This is a genomic window from Pseudomonas sp. FBCC-B1667 (genome assembly GCF_059133255.1).
Map to the genome: position 1 here is coordinate 4,316,689 of NZ_CP101437.1, position 19,482 is coordinate 4,336,170.

The 19,482-nt window shown below is 58.4% G+C and carries 19 protein-coding genes and 1 pseudogene; 19 read left to right on the plus strand and 1 reads right to left on the minus strand.

The window, feature by feature from the left end:
• Positions 1 to 512: 512 nt before the first annotated feature.
• From NL116_RS19955 to NL116_RS20035, 17 genes are all read left to right on the plus strand, one after another.
• Positions 513 to 926: an NADH-quinone oxidoreductase subunit A gene (locus NL116_RS19955; RefSeq protein WP_003223812.1), complete on the plus strand. Its 414-nt coding sequence runs from the start codon at positions 513 to 515 to the stop codon at positions 924 to 926.
• A gap of 10 nt (positions 927 to 936) precedes the next feature.
• Positions 937 to 1,611, plus strand: coding sequence for a NuoB/complex I 20 kDa subunit family protein (locus NL116_RS19960; RefSeq protein WP_007946424.1), 675 nt, complete (start codon positions 937 to 939; stop codon positions 1,609 to 1,611).
• A gap of 72 nt (positions 1,612 to 1,683) precedes the next feature.
• The gene (nuoC, locus tag NL116_RS19965) at positions 1,684 to 3,468 is read left to right on the plus strand and encodes an NADH-quinone oxidoreductase subunit C/D (protein WP_494373696.1); all 1,785 of its coding nucleotides are present in this window, start codon (positions 1,684 to 1,686) and stop codon (positions 3,466 to 3,468) included.
• 2 nt (positions 3,469 to 3,470) lie between these two features.
• Positions 3,471 to 3,968, plus strand: coding sequence for an NADH-quinone oxidoreductase subunit NuoE (gene nuoE, locus NL116_RS19970; RefSeq protein ID WP_008020715.1), 498 nt, complete (start codon positions 3,471 to 3,473; stop codon positions 3,966 to 3,968).
• Positions 3,965 to 5,320 (plus strand): NADH-quinone oxidoreductase subunit NuoF, encoded by a 1,356-nt coding sequence (gene nuoF / locus NL116_RS19975; RefSeq protein ID WP_059182581.1) that lies wholly within the window; start codon positions 3,965 to 3,967, stop codon positions 5,318 to 5,320. The genes nuoE and nuoF overlap by 4 nt, the downstream gene beginning before the upstream one ends.
• 138 nt (positions 5,321 to 5,458) lie before the next feature.
• Positions 5,459 to 8,173 (plus strand): NADH-quinone oxidoreductase subunit NuoG, encoded by a 2,715-nt coding sequence (gene nuoG / locus NL116_RS19980; RefSeq protein WP_494373697.1) that lies wholly within the window; start codon positions 5,459 to 5,461, stop codon positions 8,171 to 8,173.
• Complete coding sequence (gene nuoH, locus NL116_RS19985) at positions 8,170 to 9,177, plus strand: NADH-quinone oxidoreductase subunit NuoH (RefSeq protein ID WP_046032492.1); 1,008 nt, start codon at positions 8,170 to 8,172, stop codon at positions 9,175 to 9,177. The genes nuoG and nuoH overlap by 4 nt, the downstream gene beginning before the upstream one ends.
• Positions 9,178 to 9,189: 12 nt before the next feature.
• Complete coding sequence (gene nuoI / locus NL116_RS19990; RefSeq protein WP_494373698.1) at positions 9,190 to 9,735, plus strand: NADH-quinone oxidoreductase subunit NuoI; 546 nt, start codon at positions 9,190 to 9,192, stop codon at positions 9,733 to 9,735.
• Between the two features lie 9 nt (positions 9,736 to 9,744).
• Positions 9,745 to 10,248 (plus strand): NADH-quinone oxidoreductase subunit J, encoded by a 504-nt coding sequence (gene nuoJ / locus NL116_RS19995; RefSeq protein ID WP_123508913.1) that lies wholly within the window; start codon positions 9,745 to 9,747, stop codon positions 10,246 to 10,248.
• 2 nt (positions 10,249 to 10,250) lie between these two features.
• Positions 10,251 to 10,559, plus strand: a complete 309-nt coding sequence (gene nuoK / locus NL116_RS20000; RefSeq protein ID WP_010458852.1) for an NADH-quinone oxidoreductase subunit NuoK — start codon at positions 10,251 to 10,253, stop codon at positions 10,557 to 10,559.
• Complete coding sequence (nuoL, locus tag NL116_RS20005) at positions 10,556 to 12,409, plus strand: NADH-quinone oxidoreductase subunit L (RefSeq protein WP_494373699.1); 1,854 nt, start codon at positions 10,556 to 10,558, stop codon at positions 12,407 to 12,409. Before nuoK ends, nuoL begins: the two co-directional genes overlap by 4 nt.
• A 40-nt stretch (positions 12,410 to 12,449) precedes the next feature.
• The gene (gene nuoM, locus NL116_RS20010; RefSeq protein WP_494373700.1) at positions 12,450 to 13,982 is read left to right on the plus strand and encodes an NADH-quinone oxidoreductase subunit M; all 1,533 of its coding nucleotides are present in this window, start codon (positions 12,450 to 12,452) and stop codon (positions 13,980 to 13,982) included.
• Between the two features lie 7 nt (positions 13,983 to 13,989).
• Positions 13,990 to 15,453: an NADH-quinone oxidoreductase subunit NuoN gene (gene nuoN, locus NL116_RS20015; protein WP_494373701.1), complete on the plus strand. Its 1,464-nt coding sequence runs from the start codon at positions 13,990 to 13,992 to the stop codon at positions 15,451 to 15,453.
• 295 nt (positions 15,454 to 15,748) lie between these two features.
• Positions 15,749 to 16,477: a hypothetical protein gene (locus NL116_RS20020; RefSeq protein WP_494373702.1), complete on the plus strand. Its 729-nt coding sequence runs from the start codon at positions 15,749 to 15,751 to the stop codon at positions 16,475 to 16,477.
• Positions 16,478 to 16,487: 10 nt separating this feature from the next.
• Positions 16,488 to 16,769 (plus strand): hypothetical protein, encoded by a 282-nt coding sequence (locus NL116_RS20025; protein ID WP_494373703.1) that lies wholly within the window; start codon positions 16,488 to 16,490, stop codon positions 16,767 to 16,769.
• A 175-nt stretch (positions 16,770 to 16,944) separates the two neighbouring features.
• A complete protein-coding gene (locus NL116_RS20030) occupies positions 16,945 to 17,172 on the plus strand; it encodes a hypothetical protein (RefSeq protein ID WP_494373704.1) in 228 nt (75 codons plus the stop codon).
• A 36-nt stretch (positions 17,173 to 17,208) separates the two neighbouring features.
• Positions 17,209 to 17,739: a hypothetical protein gene (locus tag NL116_RS20035; RefSeq protein WP_494373705.1), complete on the plus strand. Its 531-nt coding sequence runs from the start codon at positions 17,209 to 17,211 to the stop codon at positions 17,737 to 17,739.
• Positions 17,740 to 17,824: 85 nt separating this feature from the next.
• Here NL116_RS20035 and NL116_RS20040 read toward each other — a convergent pair whose 3' ends face one another.
• Positions 17,825 to 18,205: a DUF6124 family protein gene (locus NL116_RS20040; protein WP_494378100.1), complete on the minus strand. Its 381-nt coding sequence runs from the start codon at positions 18,203 to 18,205 to the stop codon at positions 17,825 to 17,827.
• A 556-nt stretch (positions 18,206 to 18,761) separates the two neighbouring features.
• Between NL116_RS20040 and NL116_RS20045 the strand changes: the two are divergent.
• Together NL116_RS20045 and NL116_RS20050 are read left to right on the plus strand one after the other, a co-directional pair.
• A pseudogene (locus NL116_RS20045) lies at positions 18,762 to 18,923 on the plus strand (helix-turn-helix domain-containing protein); the annotation flags it as partial.
• A gap of 423 nt (positions 18,924 to 19,346) precedes the next feature.
• Positions 19,347 to 19,475, plus strand: a complete 129-nt coding sequence (locus tag NL116_RS20050) for a hypothetical protein (protein WP_494373706.1) — start codon at positions 19,347 to 19,349, stop codon at positions 19,473 to 19,475.
• Positions 19,476 to 19,482: the final 7 nt, after the last annotated feature.

The window sequence follows — 19,482 nt, forward strand, 5'->3', positions numbered from 1 at the left end:
AACCGCAGCGCCGTACATCTGACGCCCCGACTGGTTCGGGGCGTTTTTTTGCCTGCGATTTAATGAACACCGCTGAATCTCTGCGGGACAAGGGAGGGTGGCGCCCGAAGAAAACACTGATCCAGCGCGGTATCGGTGTCAGAAAAATCCGCTAAAACGGTCACCTTCACTACTTGCTGTAACGCGCATAAAAGACAACTTTCCGGTCCCAACCCGGATCACCCGTTTAAAAACCACTTCAAACAATATTGATTATCATTTAGCGATCACTATGTTCGTTACATTCCCTACAAAACAATATTGATGAAAACCCGGCTAATGCCCGCAACGCATGGGCTGCGGGGCTTTGGAGGTGCGCTATGTCCTTATTCCAGTAAATAATTTCGCTATAGGAATTTTACTTGCTGAGTGTTGTGCCATAAAATCAGCGGGATTGATTGCTGCGACATATCGTCACTGCTTTGTTTCTTTTCAAGCTCAGAGACCTTTGCTCTCTGTTAAGGATTACCAGCATGCCCGAAGCGACAGGACTCATGGCCCACAACTGGGGCTTTGCCATTTTCCTTCTGGGCGTTGTCGGCCTCTGCGCCTTCATGCTCGGCGTCTCCAGCCTCCTTGGGTCAAAAGCCTGGGGCCGCAGCAAAAACGAACCGTTCGAATCCGGCATGCTGCCTACAGGTGGCGCCCGTCTGCGGCTCTCAGCCAAATTCTATCTGGTCGCGATGCTCTTCGTGATCTTCGATATCGAAGCCCTCTTTCTCTTTGCATGGTCTGTGTCCGTCCGCGAAAGCGGCTGGACCGGATTCGTCGAAGCTCTCGTTTTCATAGCAATTCTGTTGGCCGGCCTTGTCTACCTATTCCGAGTGGGCGCCCTTGACTGGGCTCCGGAAGCTCGTCGTAAGCGGCAAGCGAAGCTGAAACAATGAGGCTTTGGCAATGCAATACAATCTCACCAGGATCGACCCCGATGCTCCTAACGAGCAATATCCGATTGGCGAACGGGAAACCGTTTCCGATCCGTTAGAAGATCAAGTTCACAAAAACATCTTCATGGGCAAGCTCGAAGACGTGCTTAACGGCACGATCAACTGGGGGCGCAAGAACTCCCTGTGGCCGTATAACTTCGGTCTTTCGTGCTGCTACGTGGAAATGACTACCGCCTTCACGGCGCCCCACGACATCGCACGCTTTGGCGCCGAGGTTATCCGGGCATCGCCGCGTCAGGCGGATTTCATGGTTATCGCCGGCACCTGCTTCATCAAGATGGCGCCGATCATTCAGCGTCTCTACGAGCAAATGCTCGAACCTAAATGGGTTATCTCCATGGGTTCGTGCGCCAACTCCGGTGGCATGTACGACATCTATTCTGTCGTTCAAGGGGTGGACAAGTTCCTGCCCGTGGACGTCTACGTGCCTGGCTGCCCGCCCCGTCCTGAAGCGTTCCTGCAAGGCTTGATGCTCTTGCAAGAGTCGATTGGACAGGAGCGTCGTCCGCTTTCCTGGGTCGTTGGTGATCAAGGCGTCTACCGCGCCGAGATGCCTTCCGAGAAGGAAAAGCGCCGCGAACAGCGAATCGCAGTCACCAACCTGCGCAGCCCCGACGAAGTCTGATCCAGATCTGCTTCTTTAATAGAACGAGACACTGGCTTCATTCTTTACGTTGACCGAAAGCGATAAATAACCATGACTACAGGCAGTGCTCTGTACATCCCGCCTTATAAGGCAGACGACCAGGATGTGGTCGTCGAACTGAACAACCGTTTTGGCCCCGAGGCGTTCACCGCCCAGCCTACCCGCACCGGCATGCCGGTGCTTTGGGTTGCGCGTGCCAAACTCGTCGAAGTCCTGACCTTCCTGCGCAACCTGCCCAAGCCGTACGTCATGCTCTATGACCTGCACGGCGTGGACGAGCGCCTGCGCACCAAGCGTCAAGGGCTGCCAAGCGGCGCCGACTTCACTGTGTTCTATCACTTGATGTCGATCGAACGTAATAGTGACGTGATGATCAAGGTCGCCTTGTCCGAGAGCGACCTCAACGTGCCGACCGTGACCGGTCTGTGGCCGAACGCCAACTGGTACGAGCGTGAAGTGTGGGACATGTACGGCATCAACTTTGCCGGCCACCCGCACCTGACCCGGATCATGATGCCGCCGACCTGGGAAGGTCACCCGCTGCGCAAGGACTTCCCGGCCCGTGCCACCGAGTTCGACCCGTTCACCCTGAACCTGGCCAAGCAACAGCTTGAGGAAGAAGCCGCGCGCTTCAAGCCTGAAGACTGGGGCATGAAGCGTTCCGGTGCGAACGAGGACTACATGTTCCTCAACCTCGGCCCCAACCACCCTTCCGCGCACGGTGCGTTCCGCATCATCCTGCAGCTGGACGGTGAAGAGATCGTCGACTGCGTGCCGGACGTTGGCTACCACCACCGTGGTGCCGAGAAGATGGCCGAGCGTCAGTCCTGGCACAGTTTCATCCCGTACACCGACCGTATCGACTACCTCGGCGGCGTGATGAACAACCTGCCGTACGTGCTTTCGGTCGAGAAGCTGGCCGGCATCAAGGTGCCCGAGAAGGTCGACGTCATCCGCATCATGATGGCCGAGTTCTTCCGGATCACCAGCCACCTGCTTTTCCTCGGGACGTACATCCAGGACGTCGGCGCCATGACCCCGGTGTTCTTCACGTTCACCGACCGTCAGAAGGCGTACACGGTGATCGAAGCCATCACCGGTTTCCGTCTGCACCCGGCCTGGTACCGCATCGGCGGCGTCGCCCACGACCTGCCGCGCGGCTGGGAAAAACTGGTGAAAGACTTCGTCGAGTGGATGCCAAAACGTCTGGACGAATACCAGAAAGCCGCCCTGGACAACAGCATCCTGCGTGGCCGGACCATCGGCGTCGCCGCCTACAACACCAAAGAAGCCCTGGAATGGGGTGTCACCGGTGCGGGCTTGCGTTCGACTGGTTGCGACTTCGACCTGCGTAAAGCACGTCCATACTCCGGTTACGAAAACTTCGAGTTCGAAGTGCCGCTGGCCGCTAATGGCGATGCCTACGATCGTTGCATCGTGCGCGTCGAAGAAATGCGCCAGAGCATCAAGATCATCGAGCAGTGCATGCGCAACATGCCGGAAGGCCCGTACAAGGCGGATCACCCGCTGACCACGCCGCCGCCGAAAGAGCGCACTCTGCAGCACATCGAGACCCTGATCACGCACTTCCTGCAAGTTTCGTGGGGCCCGGTCATGCCGGCCAACGAATCCTTCCAGATGATCGAAGCGACCAAGGGCATCAACAGTTATTACCTGACGAGCGATGGCGGCACCATGAGCTACCGCACCCGGATTCGTACCCCAAGCTTCCCGCACCTGCAGCAGATCCCTTCGGTGATCAAAGGCAGCATGGTCGCGGACTTGATTGCGTACCTGGGTAGTATCGATTTCGTTATGGCCGACGTGGACCGCTAAGCATGAATAGCACGCTTATCCAGACAGACCGTTTCACCTTGAGTGAAACCGAGCGCTCGGCCATCGAGCACGAGTTGCATCACTACGAAGACCCGCGCGCGGCGTCGATCGAAGCCCTGAAGATCGTCCAGAAGGAACGTGGCTGGGTGCCGGATGGCGCTCTTTACGCCATCGGCGAGATCCTCGGCATCCCGGCAAGCGACGTTGAAGGTGTGGCTACTTTCTATAGCCAGATCTTCCGTCAGCCAGTGGGCCGTCACATCATTCGCGTTTGCGACAGCATGGTCTGCTACATCGGTGGTCACGAATCCGTGGTCAGCGAAATCCAGAGCAAGCTGGGCATCGGCCTGGGTCAGACCACCGCCGACGGTCGTTTCACCCTGCTGCCGGTCTGCTGCCTCGGCAACTGCGACAAGGCGCCGGCGTTGATGATCGACGACGACACTTTCGGTGATGTGCAGCCTGCCGGCGTTGCCAAATTGCTTGAGGGCTACGTATGACCCTGACTTCCTTCGGTCCAGCCAACCGCATCAAGCGTTCGGCCGAGACCCACCCGCTGACCTGGCGTCTGCGTGACGACGGCGAAGCCGTGTGGCTCGACGAGTACCAGGCCAAGAACGGTTACGCCGCTGCGCGCAAGGCCTTCGCCGACATGGCTCAGGACGACATCGTCCAGACCGTGAAAGATTCCGGCTTGAAAGGTCGCGGCGGTGCAGGCTTCCCCACTGGCGTTAAGTGGGGCCTGATGCCCAAAGACGAATCCATCAACATCCGCTACCTGCTGTGCAACGCGGACGAGATGGAACCGAACACCTGGAAAGACCGCATGCTGATGGAGCAACTGCCCCATCTGCTGATCGAAGGCATGCTGATCAGTGCTCGCGCACTGAAAACCTACCGTGGCTACATCTTCCTGCGTGGCGAGTACACCACCGCCGCCAAGCACCTCAACCGTGCCGTGGAAGAAGCCAAGGCAGCAGGCCTGCTGGGTAAAAACATTCTGGGCAGCGGCTTCGACTTCGAACTGTTCGTCCACACCGGCGCCGGGCGTTACATCTGCGGTGAAGAAACCGCACTGATCAACTCCCTCGAAGGCCGCCGCGCCAACCCGCGCTCCAAGCCGCCCTTCCCTGCCGCCGTTGGCGTGTGGGGCAAGCCGACTTGCGTGAACAACGTTGAAACCCTGTGCAACGTGCCGGCGATCATTGCCGACGGCGTGGACTGGTACAAATCGTTGTCCCGTGAAGGCAGTGAAGACATGGGCACCAAGCTCATGGGCTTCTCCGGCAAGGTCAAGAACCCGGGCCTGTGGGAATTGCCATTCGGCGTCACCGGTCGTGAGTTGTTCGAAGACTACGCCGGCGGCATGCGCGACGGCTTCAAGCTCAAGTGCTGGCAGCCTGGCGGCGCCGGTACCGGTTTCCTGTTGCCGGAACACCTCGACGCACAAATGTACGCCGGCGGCATCGCCAAGGTCGGCACCCGTATGGGTACCGGCCTGGCCATGGCGGTCGACGACAGCGTCAACATGGTTTCCCTGCTGCGCAACATGGAAGAGTTTTTCTCCCGTGAGTCGTGCGGTTTCTGCACCCCGTGCCGTGACGGTTTGCCGTGGAGCGTCAAGCTCCTGCGTGCGATCGAGAACGGTGAAGGGCAAGCCGGCGATATCGAGACCCTGCTGGGTCTGGTCGGCTTCCTCGGCCCTGGCAAGACCTTCTGTGCTCACGCACCGGGCGCCGTGGAGCCGTTGGGCAGCGCAATCAAATACTTCCGCCATGAGTTCGAAGCCGGCATCGCGCCTGTCAGCGCCGTCGTCCCGCCTCTGGCAAGGCCGATCGTAGTCGGCGCGTAAACGCTTAACGAAGGCGAAGGGTCCGTGCCCTTCGCCTTCTCGTGTGATGACGCCTTTAACGGCTGTGTAGATTCACGCGAATAACAAGATTCCATTAGCCACGCCCGCTGACACCGGGCCAACGAAGAACTTTGAACCATGGCCACTATCCACGTAGACGGCAAAGAGCTCGAAGTCGATGGGGCAGACAACCTGTTACAGGCATGTCTGTCGCTAGGCCTCGATATCCCTTATTTCTGCTGGCACCCAGCCCTTGGCAGCGTTGGCGCTTGCCGCCAGTGTGCGGTCAAGCAGTACACTGACGCCAACGACACCCGTGGTCGGATCGTCATGTCGTGCATGACCCCCGCCACCGACGGAAGCTGGATCTCCATCGACGACGAAGAAGCGAAAGTGTTTCGCGCCAGCGTTGTTGAATGGCTGATGACCAACCACCCTCACGACTGCCCGGTCTGTGAAGAAGGCGGTCACTGCCACCTGCAAGACATGACGGTAATGACCGGCCACAACGAGCGCCGTTACCGCTTCACCAAACGTACCCACCAGAACCAGCAACTGGGCCCGTTCATTTCCCACGAAATGAACCGCTGCATCGCTTGCTACCGCTGCGTGCGTTTCTATAAGGATTACGCTGGCGGCACCGACCTCGGTGTGTTCGGCGCCCACGACAACGTGTACTTCGGTCGCGTTGAAGATGGCACCCTGGAAAGCGAGTTCTCCGGCAACCTCACCGAGGTCTGCCCGACCGGTGTGTTTACCGACAAGACTCACTCCGAGCGCTACAACCGCAAGTGGGACATGCAGTTCTCCCCGAGCATCTGCCATGGCTGCTCCAGCGGTTGCAACATCTCCCCGGGCGAACGCTACGGTGAACTGCGTCGTATCGAAAACCGTTTCAATGGTTCGGTAAACCAGTACTTCCTGTGCGACCGTGGACGTTTCGGTTACGGCTACGTCAACCGCGAAGATCGCCCGCGTCAGCCTTTGCTGGCCAACGGCGCCAAGCTCGGTCTCGACGAAGCGCTGGACAAGGCCGCCGACCTGCTGCGCGGCCGCAACATCGTCGGCATCGGTTCGCCGCGTGCCAGCCTTGAAAGCAACTACGCGTTGCGCGAACTGGTCGGCGCCGAGCACTTCTACTCCGGTATCGAAGCGGCTGAGCTTGAGCGCATTCGTCTGGTCATGCAGGTGCTGAAAGACAGCCCGCTGCCGATCCCGAACATGCGCGACATCGAAGACCACGACGCAATTTTCGTTCTCGGTGAAGACCTGACCCAGACCGCTGCACGTATGGCCCTGTCCCTGCGTCAATCGGTCAAAGGCAAGGCCGAAGACATGGCCGACGCCATGCGCGTTCAGCCTTGGCTCGACGCCGCCGTGAAGAACATCGGTCAGCACGCGCTGAACCCGCTGTTCATCGCCAGCCTGGCTGAAACCAAGCTCGACGACGTTGCCGAAGAATGCGTTCACGCAGCACCGGACGACCTGGCCCGCATCGGTTTCGCCGTGGCTCACGCCCTCGACGCCAGCGCACCAGCGGTTGAAGGCCTGGACGCTGAAGCCCTCGAACTGGCCACGCGCATCGCCGACGCCCTGCTCGCGGCCAAGCGTCCATTGATCATTGCCGGTACCTCGTTGGGTTCCAAGGCGCTGATCGAAGCGGCGGCGAACATCGCCAAAGCCCTGAAGCTGCGCGAGAAGAACGGCTCCATCAGCCTGATCGTGCCAGAAGCCAACAGCCTCGGCCTGGCCATGCTCGGTGGTGACTCGGTCGACGCCGCGCTGCAAGCGGTGATCGATGGCAAGGCCGACGCCATCGTCGTGCTGGAAAACGATCTGTACACCCGTACCGACAAAGCCAAGGTTGATGCCGCCCTGACCGCCGCGAAAGTGGTGATCGTTGCCGACCATCAGAAGACAGCCACCAGCGATCGCGCGCACCTTGTTCTGCCCGCCGCCAGCTTCGCTGAAGGCGACGGTACCCTGGTCAGCCAGGAAGGCCGCGCCCAGCGCTTCTTCCAGGTCTTCGATCCGAAGTACATGGACGCGAGCATCCTGGTTCACGAAGGCTGGCGCTGGCTGCATGCCCTGCGTTCTACCCTGCTGAACCAGCCGATCGACTGGACCCAGCTGGACCACGTCACCGCTGCTGTCGCTTCGAGCACGCCACAACTGGCGCGTATCGTTGACGCCGCACCGTCTGCCGCGTTCCGCATCAAGGGCATGAAACTGGCCCGCGAACCGCTGCGTTACTCCGGTCGTACCGCCATGCGTGCTGACATCAGCGTGCACGAACCGCGTACCCCGCAAGACAACGACACGGCGTTCAACTTCTCAATGGAAGGTTATTCGGGCTCGGTCGAACCGCGTCAGCAAGTGCCATTCGCCTGGTCTCCGGGCTGGAACTCGCCGCAAGCCTGGAACAAGTTCCAGGACGAAGTCGGTGGTCACATCCGCGCTGGCGACCCGGGCACCCGCCTGATCGAAAGCACTGGTGACTCGCTGAACTGGTTCGCCGCTGTGCCGCGTGCATTCAACCCGGCTCCAGGCACCTGGCAGGTTGTGCCGTTCTTCCACTTGCTGGGCAGCGAAGAAACCTCTTCGAAAGCCGCACCGGTTCAGGAACGCATCCCGGCTGCTTACGTCGCTTTGGCCAAGTCCGAAGCTGATCGTCTGGGTGTCAATGACGGCGCCATGCTCAGCTTGAACGTCGCTGGCCAGACCCTGCGTCTGCCGCTGCGTATCAACGAAGAACTGGGTGCCGGTCTGGTTGCATTGCCGGCGGGCATCGCCGGCATTCCGCCAGCGATCTTTGGCAAAACCGTTGACGGTCTGCAGGAGGCAGCGCAATGACTTGGTTCACTCCTGAAGTGATCGCCGTGATCATCTCGGTCATCCAGGCCATCGTGATTCTGCTCGCCGTGGTGGTGTGCGGCGCGCTGCTCAGCTGGGTCGAGCGTCGTTTGCTCGCCCTCTGGCAGGACCGTTACGGTCCGAACCGCGTCGGCCCGTTCGGCGCGTTCCAGATCGCGGCCGACATGATCAAGATGTTCTTCAAGGAAGACTGGACCCCGCCGTTCGCCGACAAGATGATCTTCACCTTGGCACCGGTCGTGGCCATGAGCGCCCTGCTGATTGCCTTCGCGATCATCCCGATCACCCCGACCTGGGGTGTGGCGGATCTGAACATCGGCATCCTGTTCTTCTTCGCCATGGCCGGTCTGTCGGTCTACGCGGTGTTGTTCGCCGGCTGGTCGAGTAACAACAAGTTCGCCCTGTTGGGCAGCTTGCGGGCCTCGGCACAAACCGTGTCGTACGAAGTGTTCATGGGCCTGTCGTTGATGGGCATCGTGATCCAGGTCGGCTCGTTCAACATGCGCGACATCGTTGATTACCAGGCCCAGCACCTGTGGTTCATCATTCCGCAGATCTTCGGTTTCCTGACCTTCTTCATCGCTGGCGTCGCCGTGACTCACCGTCACCCGTTCGACCAGCCAGAAGCAGAACAGGAACTGGCCGACGGTTACCACATCGAATACGCCGGCATGAAATGGGGCATGTTCTTCGTCGGTGAGTACATCGGCATCGTGCTGATTTCGGCGCTGCTGGTGACCTTGTTCTTCGGTGGCTGGCACGGTCCGTTCGATATCCTGCCGCAGATCCCGTTCATCTGGTTCGCACTGAAAACCGCGTTCTTCATCATGATCTTCATTCTGCTGCGCGCTTCGATTCCGCGCCCACGGTATGACCAAGTGATGGATTTCAGCTGGAAGTTCTGCCTGCCGCTGACCCTCGTCAACATGCTGGTGACCGCTGCGATCGTGTTGCTCAACACGCCCGCCGTCGCGGCTCAGTGAGGATAGAGAATCATGAAGTACATATTTGACATCGTGCATGGCTTTTTCACCCAGCTTCGCAGCCTGGTGATGATCTTCGGCCACGCCTTCCGCAAGCGCGACACGCTGCAGTACCCGGAAGAAGCCGTGTACCTGCCGCCGCGCTACCGTGGCCGTATCGTCTTGACCCGCGACCCTGATGGCGAAGAGCGTTGTGTCGCCTGCAACCTGTGCGCCGTGGCGTGCCCGGTGGGTTGCATCTCGCTGCAGAAAGCTGAAACCGAAGACGGTCGCTGGTACCCGGACTTCTTCCGCATCAACTTCTCGCGCTGCATTTTCTGCGGCCTCTGCGAGGAAGCCTGCCCGACCACCGCAATCCAGCTGACACCGGATTTCGAGATGGCCGAGTTCAAACGTCAGGACCTGGTGTACGAGAAAGAAGATCTGCTGATCTCCGGCCCCGGCAAAAACCCTGATTACAACTTCTATCGTGTTGCAGGTATGGCCGTTGCCGGGAAGCCGAAAGGCGCCGCGCAGAACGAAGCCCAGCCGATCAACGTGAAGAGCTTGCTGCCTTAAGGAAGAAAGATGGAATTCGCTTTCTATTTCGCATCGGGTATCGCTGTGGTGTCCACGCTTCGCGTGATCACCAACACCAACCCTGTGCACGCCCTGCTCTACCTGATCATTTCGCTGATCGCCGTGGCCATGACGTTCTTCGCCCTCGGCGCACCGTTTGCCGGTGTCCTGGAAGTGATCGCCTACGCTGGCGCCATCATGGTGCTGTTCGTGTTCGTGGTGATGATGCTGAACCTTGGCCCGGCCTCGGTTCAGCAAGAGCGCGTCTGGCTCAAGCCCGGCATCTGGCTCGGCCCGGTGGTACTCGGCGCCCTGCTGCTGGCTGAACTGTTGTACGTGCTGTTCAGCCATTCCAGCGGTCAGGCCATCGGCCACACCACCGTAGATGCGAAAGCCGTGGGCATCAGCCTGTTCGGTCCGTATCTGCTGGTGGTCGAACTCGCCTCGATGTTGCTGCTTGCTGCAGCCGTGACGGCGTTCCACTTGGGCCGCAACGAAGCCAAGGAGCAATGACGATGCCTGCTATCCCTTTGGAGCATGGTCTGGCAGTCGCCGGCATCCTGTTCTGCCTCGGTCTGGTCGGCCTGATGGTCCGGCGCAACATTCTCTTCGTGTTGATGAGCCTGGAGATCATGATGAATGCCTCCGCACTGGCGTTCATCGTTGCCGGTAGCCGCTGGGGTCAGCCGGATGGACAGATCATGTTCATCCTGGTGATCAGCCTGGCAGCCGCCGAGGCCAGTATTGGCCTGGCGATTCTGTTGCAGCTGTATCGCCGCTTCCACACTCTCGATATCGACGCTGCCAGCGAGATGCGCGGATGAATCTTCTCTATCTGACTTTCGTATTCCCTCTCATCGGTTTCCTGCTGCTGGCGTTCTCACGCGGCCGCTTCTCGGAAAACCTGTCGGCGCTGATTGGCGTCGGTTCCATCGGTCTGTCAGCCATCGTCACGGCCTACGTGATCTGGCAATTCAACGTCGCCCCGCCTGAGGGCGGTCACTACACCCAGGTGTTGTGGCAGTGGATGGCGGTTGAAGGCTTTACACCGAACTTCGCGCTGTACCTGGATGGCCTGTCGGTCACCATGCTCGGTGTGGTCGTCGGCGTCGGCTTCCTGATCCACCTGTTCGCGTCCTGGTACATGCGCGGCGAAGACGGTTACTCGCGCTTCTTCGCCTACACCAACCTGTTTATCGCCAGCATGCTGTTCCTGATTCTGGGCGATAACCTGTTGTTCCTGTACTTCGGCTGGGAAGGCGTGGGCCTGTGCTCGTACCTGTTGATCGGTTTCTACTACAGCAACCGCAATAACGGTAACGCGGCACTCAAGGCCTTTATCGTGACCCGCATCGGCGACGTGTTCATGGCCATCGGCCTGTTCATCCTGTTTGCCCAACTGGGCACGCTGAATGTTCAGGAACTGCTGGTGCTGGCACCGCAGAAATTCCAGGCCGGCGACTTCTGGATGGTCCTGGCCACCCTGATGCTGCTGGGCGGCGCTGTCGGTAAATCCGCGCAACTGCCACTGCAAACCTGGCTGGCAGATGCAATGGCCGGTCCTACCCCGGTTTCGGCACTGATCCACGCCGCAACCATGGTGACCGCAGGCGTTTACCTGATTGCCCGTACCCACGGCCTGTTTGCGCTGGCGCCGGACATCCTGCACCTCGTTGGCATCGTTGGCGGTGTGACCCTGGTGCTCGCCGGTTTCGCGGCACTGGTGCAGACCGACATCAAACGTATCCTCGCCTACTCGACCATGAGCCAGATCGGCTACATGTTCCTGGCCCTGGGCGTGGGTGCGTGGGATGGCGCGATCTTCCACCTGATGACCCACGCGTTCTTCAAGGCGCTGCTGTTCCTTGCGTCCGGTGCGGTGATCGTTGCCTGCCACCACGAGCAGAACATCTTCAAGATGGGCGGCCTGTGGAAGAAACTGCCGCTGGCCTACACCAGCTTCATCGTCGGCGGCGCGGCACTGTCTGCCCTGCCACTGGTGACTGCAGGTTTCTACTCCAAAGACGAAATCCTCTGGGAAGCGTTCGCCAGCGGCAACCACGGTTTGCTGTACGCAGGTCTGGTCGGCGCGTTCATGACCTCGCTGTACACCTTCCGCCTGATCTTCATCGCGTTCCACGGTGAAGCGAAGACCGAAGCGCACGCCGGTCACGGTATCGCTCACTGGCTGCCATTGTCGGTGCTGATCGTGCTGTCGACTTTCGTCGGCGCCATGATCGTTCCGCCGCTGCACGGTGTGCTGCCGGAAAGCGTCGGCCATGCCGGCGGCGAAGCCAAGCACAGTCTGGAAATCGCGTCGGGCGCCATCGCCCTGGCCGGTATCCTGCTGGCTGCGCTGCTGTTCCTCGGCAAGCGTCGTTTCGTCACTGCCATCGCCAACAGCGGCATCGGCCGTTTCCTTTCGGCCTGGTGGTTCGCTGCCTGGGGCTTCGACTGGATCTACGACAAACTGTTCGTCAAGCCATACCTTGCGATCAGCCACGTACTGCGCAAAGACCCGCTCGACCAGACCATCGGTCTGATCCCGCGTATGGCCAAAGGCGGCCACACCGCCCTGAGCCGTACCGAAACCGGTCAACTGCGTTGGTACGCGGCCTCGATGGCAGCCGGCTCCGTGCTGGTCATCGGCGCCATCGTGCTGGTAGCGGTCTGAATATGAACCTTGCGAACTTGCGAAAGGAATTGAGCCCGTCATGATTCTGCCTTGGCTAATCCTGATCCCCTTCATCGGCGGCCTGCTGTGCTGGATGGGTGAGCGCTTCGGCGCCACCCTCCCCCGCTGGATTGCGCTGTTGACCATGACCCTGGAACTCGCACTCGGCCTCTGGCTGTGGGCCCACGGTAATTATTCATTTGCTCCGGCGCCTGGCGCCGATCCGACCTGGGCGCTTGAGTTCAAGCACATCTGGATCCAGCGTTTCGGCATTAGCGTGCACCTGGCCCTCGACGGCCTGTCGCTGCTGATGATCCTGCTGACCGGTCTGCTGGGTATTCTCTCGGTACTGTGCTCGTGGAAAGAAATCCAACGTCACGTTGGCTTCTTCCACCTGAACCTGATGTGGATCCTGGGTGGTGTCGTCGGCGTGTTCCTCGCCCTCGACCTGTTCATGTTCTTCTTCTTCTGGGAAATGATGCTGGTGCCGATGTACTTCCTCATCGCGCTCTGGGGTCACAGTTCTTCGGACGGCAAGAAAACCCGGATCTACGCGGCGACCAAGTTCTTCATCTTCACTCAGGCGTCCGGCCTGATCATGTTGGTGGCGATCCTGGGCCTGGTGCTGGTCAACTTCAACAGCACCGGCGTGATCACGTTCAACTACGCCGACCTGCTGAAAACCAAGATGTCGCTCACCACCGAGTACATCCTGATGCTCGGCTTCTTCATCGCCTTCGCGGTGAAGCTGCCCGTCGTACCGTTCCACTCGTGGTTGCCTGACGCTCACGCCCAGGCCCCAACGGCGGGTTCGGTCGACCTGGCCGGTATCTTGTTGAAGACGGCGGCTTACGGCCTGCTGCGTTTCGCCCTGCCGCTGTTCCCGAACGCCTCGGCCGAGTTCGCGCCGATTGCCATGACCCTGGGTCTGATCGGGATTTTCTACGGTGCGTTCCTGGCCTTCGCCCAAACCGACATCAAGCGTCTGATCGCCTACTCCTCCGTTTCCCACATGGGTTTCGTGTTGATCGGCATCTACTCCGGCAGCCAACTGGCGCTGCAGGGTGCAGTGATGCAGATGCTGGCGCACGGTGTTTCGGCCGCCGCACTCTTTATCCTGAGTGGTCAGTTGTACGAACGCACCCACACCCGTGACATGCGTCAAATGGGTGGCCTGTGGTCGAAGATTGCTTACCTGCCGGCCATCAGCCTTTTCTTCGCAGCGGCGTCCCTGGGCTTGCCGGGTACCGGTAACTTCGTCGGTGAGTTCCTGATTCTGATCGGCACTTTCGCCGCTGCGCCGTGGATCACCGCGATCGCAACGTCGGGCCTGGTGTTCGGTTCGGTCTACTCGCTGATCATGATCCACCGTGCCTACTTCGGCCCGTCCAAATCGGACGCGGTGCTGCACGGCATGGATGCTCGCGAACTGATCATGGTGGTCGGTCTGGCGGTGCTGCTGATTTACATCGGCGTCTACCCGCAGCCGTTCCTCGATACCTCTGCCGCGACGATGCATGGCGTGCAGCAGTGGCTCGGCTCCGCCTTCACTCAACTCGCTTCGGCCCGGTAAGAGCGCTATGGAATTCACGACTCAACACTTTATCGCGCTAGCGCCGTTGTTGATCACCAGCGCCACGATCATCGTGGTGATGCTGGCGATTGCCTGGCGCCGCAACCACTCGCAGACCTTCCTGATTTCCGTGGCGGGTCTGAACCTGGCGTTGCTGTCGATCCTGCCAGCCCTGAAAGTCGCGCCTTTGGCCGTGACCCCACTGCTGCAAATCGATAGCTTCGCCTGCTTGTACATGGCGCTGATCCTGGTCGCCACCCTCGCGTGTGTGACCCTCGCCCACGCCTATCTCGGCGATGGCGGCACGGGTTACCCGGGCAACCGTGAAGAACTGTACCTGCTGATCCTGATGTCGGCCGCCGGCGGCCTGGTTCTGGTCAGCGCGCAGCACCTGGCCGGGTTGTTCATCGGTCTGGAACTGTTGTCGGTGCCGGTCTACGGTCTGGTGGCTTATGCCTTCTTCAACAAGCGTTCACTGGAAGCCGGTATCAAGTACATGGTGCTGTCGGCCGCGGGGTCTGCGTTCCTGTTGTTCGGCATGGCACTGCTGTACGCCGATTCGGGCAGCCTGAGCTTCGTCGGTATCGGCCAGGCCCTCGCGGCCACTGGCCTGCCAAGCTCGCTGGCGCAACTGGGCCTGGGCATGATGCTGATCGGTCTGGCGTTCAAGCTGTCGCTGGTACCGTTCCACCTCTGGACCCCGGACGTTTACGAAGGGGCCCCGGCTCCGGTGGCGGCGTTCCTGGCCACCGCTTCCAAAGTCGCGGTGTTCGCGGTGATGGTGCGTCTGTTCCAGATCTCCCCGGCGGCGAGCAGCGGTGTGCTGAGCGACGTACTGACCATCATCGCCATCGCGTCGATCCTGTTCGGTAACCTGCTAGCACTGACTCAAAGCAACCTCAAGCGTCTGCTGGGTTACTCGTCCATCGCTCACTTCGGTTACCTGCTGATCGCCCTGGTGGCGAGCAAAGGTCTGGCCGTTGAAGCCATCGGCGTGTACCTGGTCACCTACGTGATCACCAGCCTTGGCGCCTTCGGCGTGATCACCCTGATGTCCTCGCCGTACAACGGCCGTGACGCCGATGCCCTGTACGAATACCGCGGCCTGTTCTGGCGCCGTCCGTACCTGACCGCCGTACTGACCGTGATGATGCTGTCCCTGGCCGGTATCCCGCTGACCGCAGGCTTCATCGGCAAGTTCTACATCATCGCCACCGGTGTCGAATCACATCAATGGTGGCTGGTCGGTTCGCTGGTACTGGGTAGCGCCATCGGCGTGTTCTACTACCTGCGCGTGATGGTCACCTTGTACCTGATCGAACCGAACCTGCGTCGCCACGATGCGCAACTGCACTGGGAGCAAAAGGCAGGCGGCGTGATGCTGCTGGCGATCGCGCTGGTCGCGTTCTTCCTCGGCGTTTACCCACAACCGCTGCTGGTTCTGGTTCAGCAGGCCGGCTTGGCGGGTTGATCGCTTAAGCGACACTCGGTAGATAACAGAAACGGCACCTTCGGGTGCCGTTTTTGCGTTTGCGGGATGTGTTGCGGCTGCCCTGCCCTCCTTGTGCAATTCCAGAAAGCTCAGGCGGGATTGTCCGCTCCTATGGGAAAGCTAAATCTTTTGGAGTCCTACGGGGTGCCCTTTAATGCCTGACCTGAGGTACGCGGATAAATCGGACTTCCCCTACACCTAAAACGGAATCACCCGGCATTCAAACTTGAGGCTGCTGGCCAAAGTCCACCGTTTTACGAATCGGGACACGGACGTGACTAGACTCATCCCCAAAAGCGAACTCCATGGCCAACGTAACCAACTACTCGACGCTTACCACGCGATGGAAGACTTTCGACAGGCGCTGAACCGCCCGGATGAACTACCTGGCTTCGACGACTTGCTAAACGCAATGGGCCTCAATCGATCCACCTACATGCAAGGAGCCAACCAGCGAAAACTGATCGAGGCTGTCAGGAACGGCGACTGGGTAGTGGTGAAACCACGAGTCGTTACAGACAACGGCGGAGCGTCCTGGAACGCCTTCAAACCCAAACCCGAGCCCCCACCGGCCCAGCATCTGATAGAAGAACACGCCTACACCCTGCCTCATCCGGTGGAATCCGGTTTTCACATCGTTCAGAAACCTATGACTCTCGAAGCGTTGGAGCGCTCGCTGTACGAAGTCACACCCAGCGATGTACTGCGCAGAGAGTTCCGGTCGCTCAATCGCCATCTCGGTGAACAGGTAAAACCGGGGCAAATGGTCATCTTTAGCGACTCGCGCAACTATATGTGCCGACGCGAAGAGGCGCAGATGATGGCGGCTGCGGAAAAGGTGAATGAAGCGCTGAAAGATCTGACGGATGAAGAGGCATCATTCATGGTTGAGCACCATGAGGTGATTGAGCCGTTTTTGGGAGTTTCTTCCGGAGCGTTGGGTGTTGCATCCTTCATGGTAGGTCAGCATATGGACACGCTTAAAAACACTGATAGAACTTGAGCGATTACACGTGGAACAGCACCGCCAATATGGCCACCTGAATTCCCCGGACTTTTTTGCGAAACGTAAAAGACTTATGAAAAAACTGGATGCTGGTTTAGAACCTTTGGTTCGTAAAGCTACGGGACTATCAGATCATCCCAAACTGAAACGAGCACTAGGCTTGTCCACGCGAAGGATCGTGCACAACTGGAACAAGGCTGGAGCACCGAATCAATTGCCTGGCTACGCAACAAATATCGAGGGTGTGGCGCGGGCTTCAAAATATGTAAGCGGCCTGCTCGCCGCATAAATGGGAGACGGCGGTAGCCAAGCAGGAGAATTCATCGGTGAAAAACTGTACGAGGCGAGTAAATAATGCCCTTCGACCGAATTAACGACTTCCCCGCCAATCCACTTTTTATGTTGGACTACGTCTTTGCCGCTGATGGCCCTGGGATCGTTGGGATCAACAGTAAGGATCGCCCGTGATCGCCCAGCATCTTGACCTCATTTACCTGCTCTCATCTGGGGCTGTACTGCTACTTATTTTCCTCAGCGAGGCAATCGTGTTGTTTGCCGCCTATCTCCGGCTTGATCAAATGGAAGGCCACTTCATTGCGTCTGATCTTGTGGGCATTAATCGGAAAACTTTGGGAAACAGTCCGTTGGGACGAATGAAAAGGGTCCGGCAGATAGGCGCACTAACAGGTTGAATCACCTATTTTCAAATGCTGGATCGGTACGCGGTCATGGAGGCTGAGATCTTTCCGGAGCACCTCAAAAAATGGGTGAAGTTTCCGCGATACCTCATGCGGATCGCACTGACTGGAGCCTGTCTACTTTTGCTTTTGTTCGGGCTCGAGCGGATATTCAAGACAGTTTCCGAACCGGCAAGCGACCTGAAATTGCTCTGTATCGCCGCATTGATCGCCTGTGTCGTCATTGCATTGATTGCGCTGTTTGTACGGACATACGTCAGTTTTTTCAAACTGGCTGAGATTGAATCCTTCCTGACAGAGTCGTACTTCGTCGCTCGCAATCGGCGGGTGTTGGGAAACAGCGCTTATGGCCGTTTTTCCCGCTTGTCCCACATCTCGATCATTCTTTTACTGGACCATGATTTTTTGTCGGGAAGTGATCCTGATGCAATGAACGAGATTGCTCGCTTCCCATTACCCGTGCGACGCTGGATCATCATTCCAGCTCGAATGTTTGGCTATTCTTTTTTAGGTTATTGCGTGATCCATCTCGGCGGAACCTTCTTTGGAATATTTGCCTGACGGCAGCGAAACCGACTATCAGCCATTCAATAAAAACGCGGCCCTTCTGGCGCCGCGTTTTTTTGTGTCTGCTCAGTCTCGCTGATCAGCCAGCGGGATCGACGTTATCCAACGCCTTGTTCACCGCCAGTTCGCCCAACATCACTACCTGCGAAATCCCCAGCAGTGTTCTGCGATGCGTGCCTTCCAGCAGCGCAGCTAAGTCGCCGAGCATGATCGTGGCCGATGCCAGGGATTCACAGGCATTGGCGAGCAACGATTCGGTGTCGGCTTTGGGGTTTACGAAGGACATTTCGTTGGGGGTGTATGGCGTGGCCATGATTTTGGAGGTGGGGTTGAGGTAGTCGTCGAGCGCGCGTTCGGCGGCTTCATGGAGTTTTCGGGTGTCGACGGAGGCGTAAGGGGATGTTGAGTCGGCGTCCGCAACGGAGTCTGCTTTGGGAGGGTTGGGTGTTGGTTTTTTAATAAGTAATTCCGGTGTGTGGCTGTGGAGCTGGCCCATTCGGTTCCAATCGAAGGGGTGGCGGCTGTACGCAGGTTGGAACCCGGGCCACCGAAAAACCCGACAGACTCGAAGTCTCCCGCGTACAGCCGCCATAACGGAGTGCATACCATCAAGGTGCGCAAGCATGCGTCATGAAAGCCACTTTTGCGCTTTCGGGGTTTCGGGGTTCCAAACCCGATCGCTGAATTGGCAGCGACGCTCACAGGCTAGAGAACGGACGTCCGACGGACAACCTGAAAACACTGTGGGAAGGTTCAGCTAATTCCACTAAACACTTAAACATTCAGAATAGAAATACGAACTGTGGTGCTCGGAATTATAAGACCTGCTCCCACAGATTTAACGGTGTAGACGAAGCCTGCTGCCCCCCGCGTCAGTCTTACTGCCAAGTATCCCCTCCCTTTTATCGAATGCTCTAACCGCACTGGTCGACTTGTCCTACAGGTGTTTTTGGATGACGATCTGTTTCGTAGCTTCCAGCTGAAGTTGTTGAAAAATCCGGAAGCGGGCGATCTCATCGAGGGCACCGGGGGTGTTCGCCATGTACCTGCGGACTAACACCCGGACCCTCGAGAACTGGGAACAGGGACGCGCAACGCCCAATGCCCAGGCAACAACACTCATCCGATTGGTTGAACGTTTTCCGCAGACGATCGAACAGCTCGCAGCCCTGTCCTGAACCATCGAGGCCTATCGGCACCTTCGCGAGTCGTTTTTTGTTTGACGGAGGCCGATAACCCAAACCACGAGACGCTCCGTTACTCCTTTCCACGCAAATGCTGTAGGAGCATTCGTCAAACTAAAGACTAAAGCGAACACAAAAAACAGTTATCGAGATTCTTCCCTGTTATCTGGCTGAAATTTCCCACAAGCGACAACGAAATATTTCAACCAACTATTCGTTTCATAATGTCGCTCTTGGCGAAACTCACCACGGCGTCACGCAATACACAGTCAATACATCAATTATTGTGTACGTATTTCCGCGTTACTTAAACCCGCCTTTGACACTTCCTGACATTTTTGACGGCCTGAACCCATGACGAATACATTTGATCCGTGCTCGACAAAGCACATCCACTAACAACAAGAGGATTCAATCATGGGTTATATCTCCAGCTGGAACGCTAACAAAGTCATCGATCTTGAACAGCAGGAAGCCCCGACTGCCGATCAAATCGAAGCACTTCAATTGACCGAGGAAGAACAGGCCGAACTGGACGCCGAATAAAAAAACC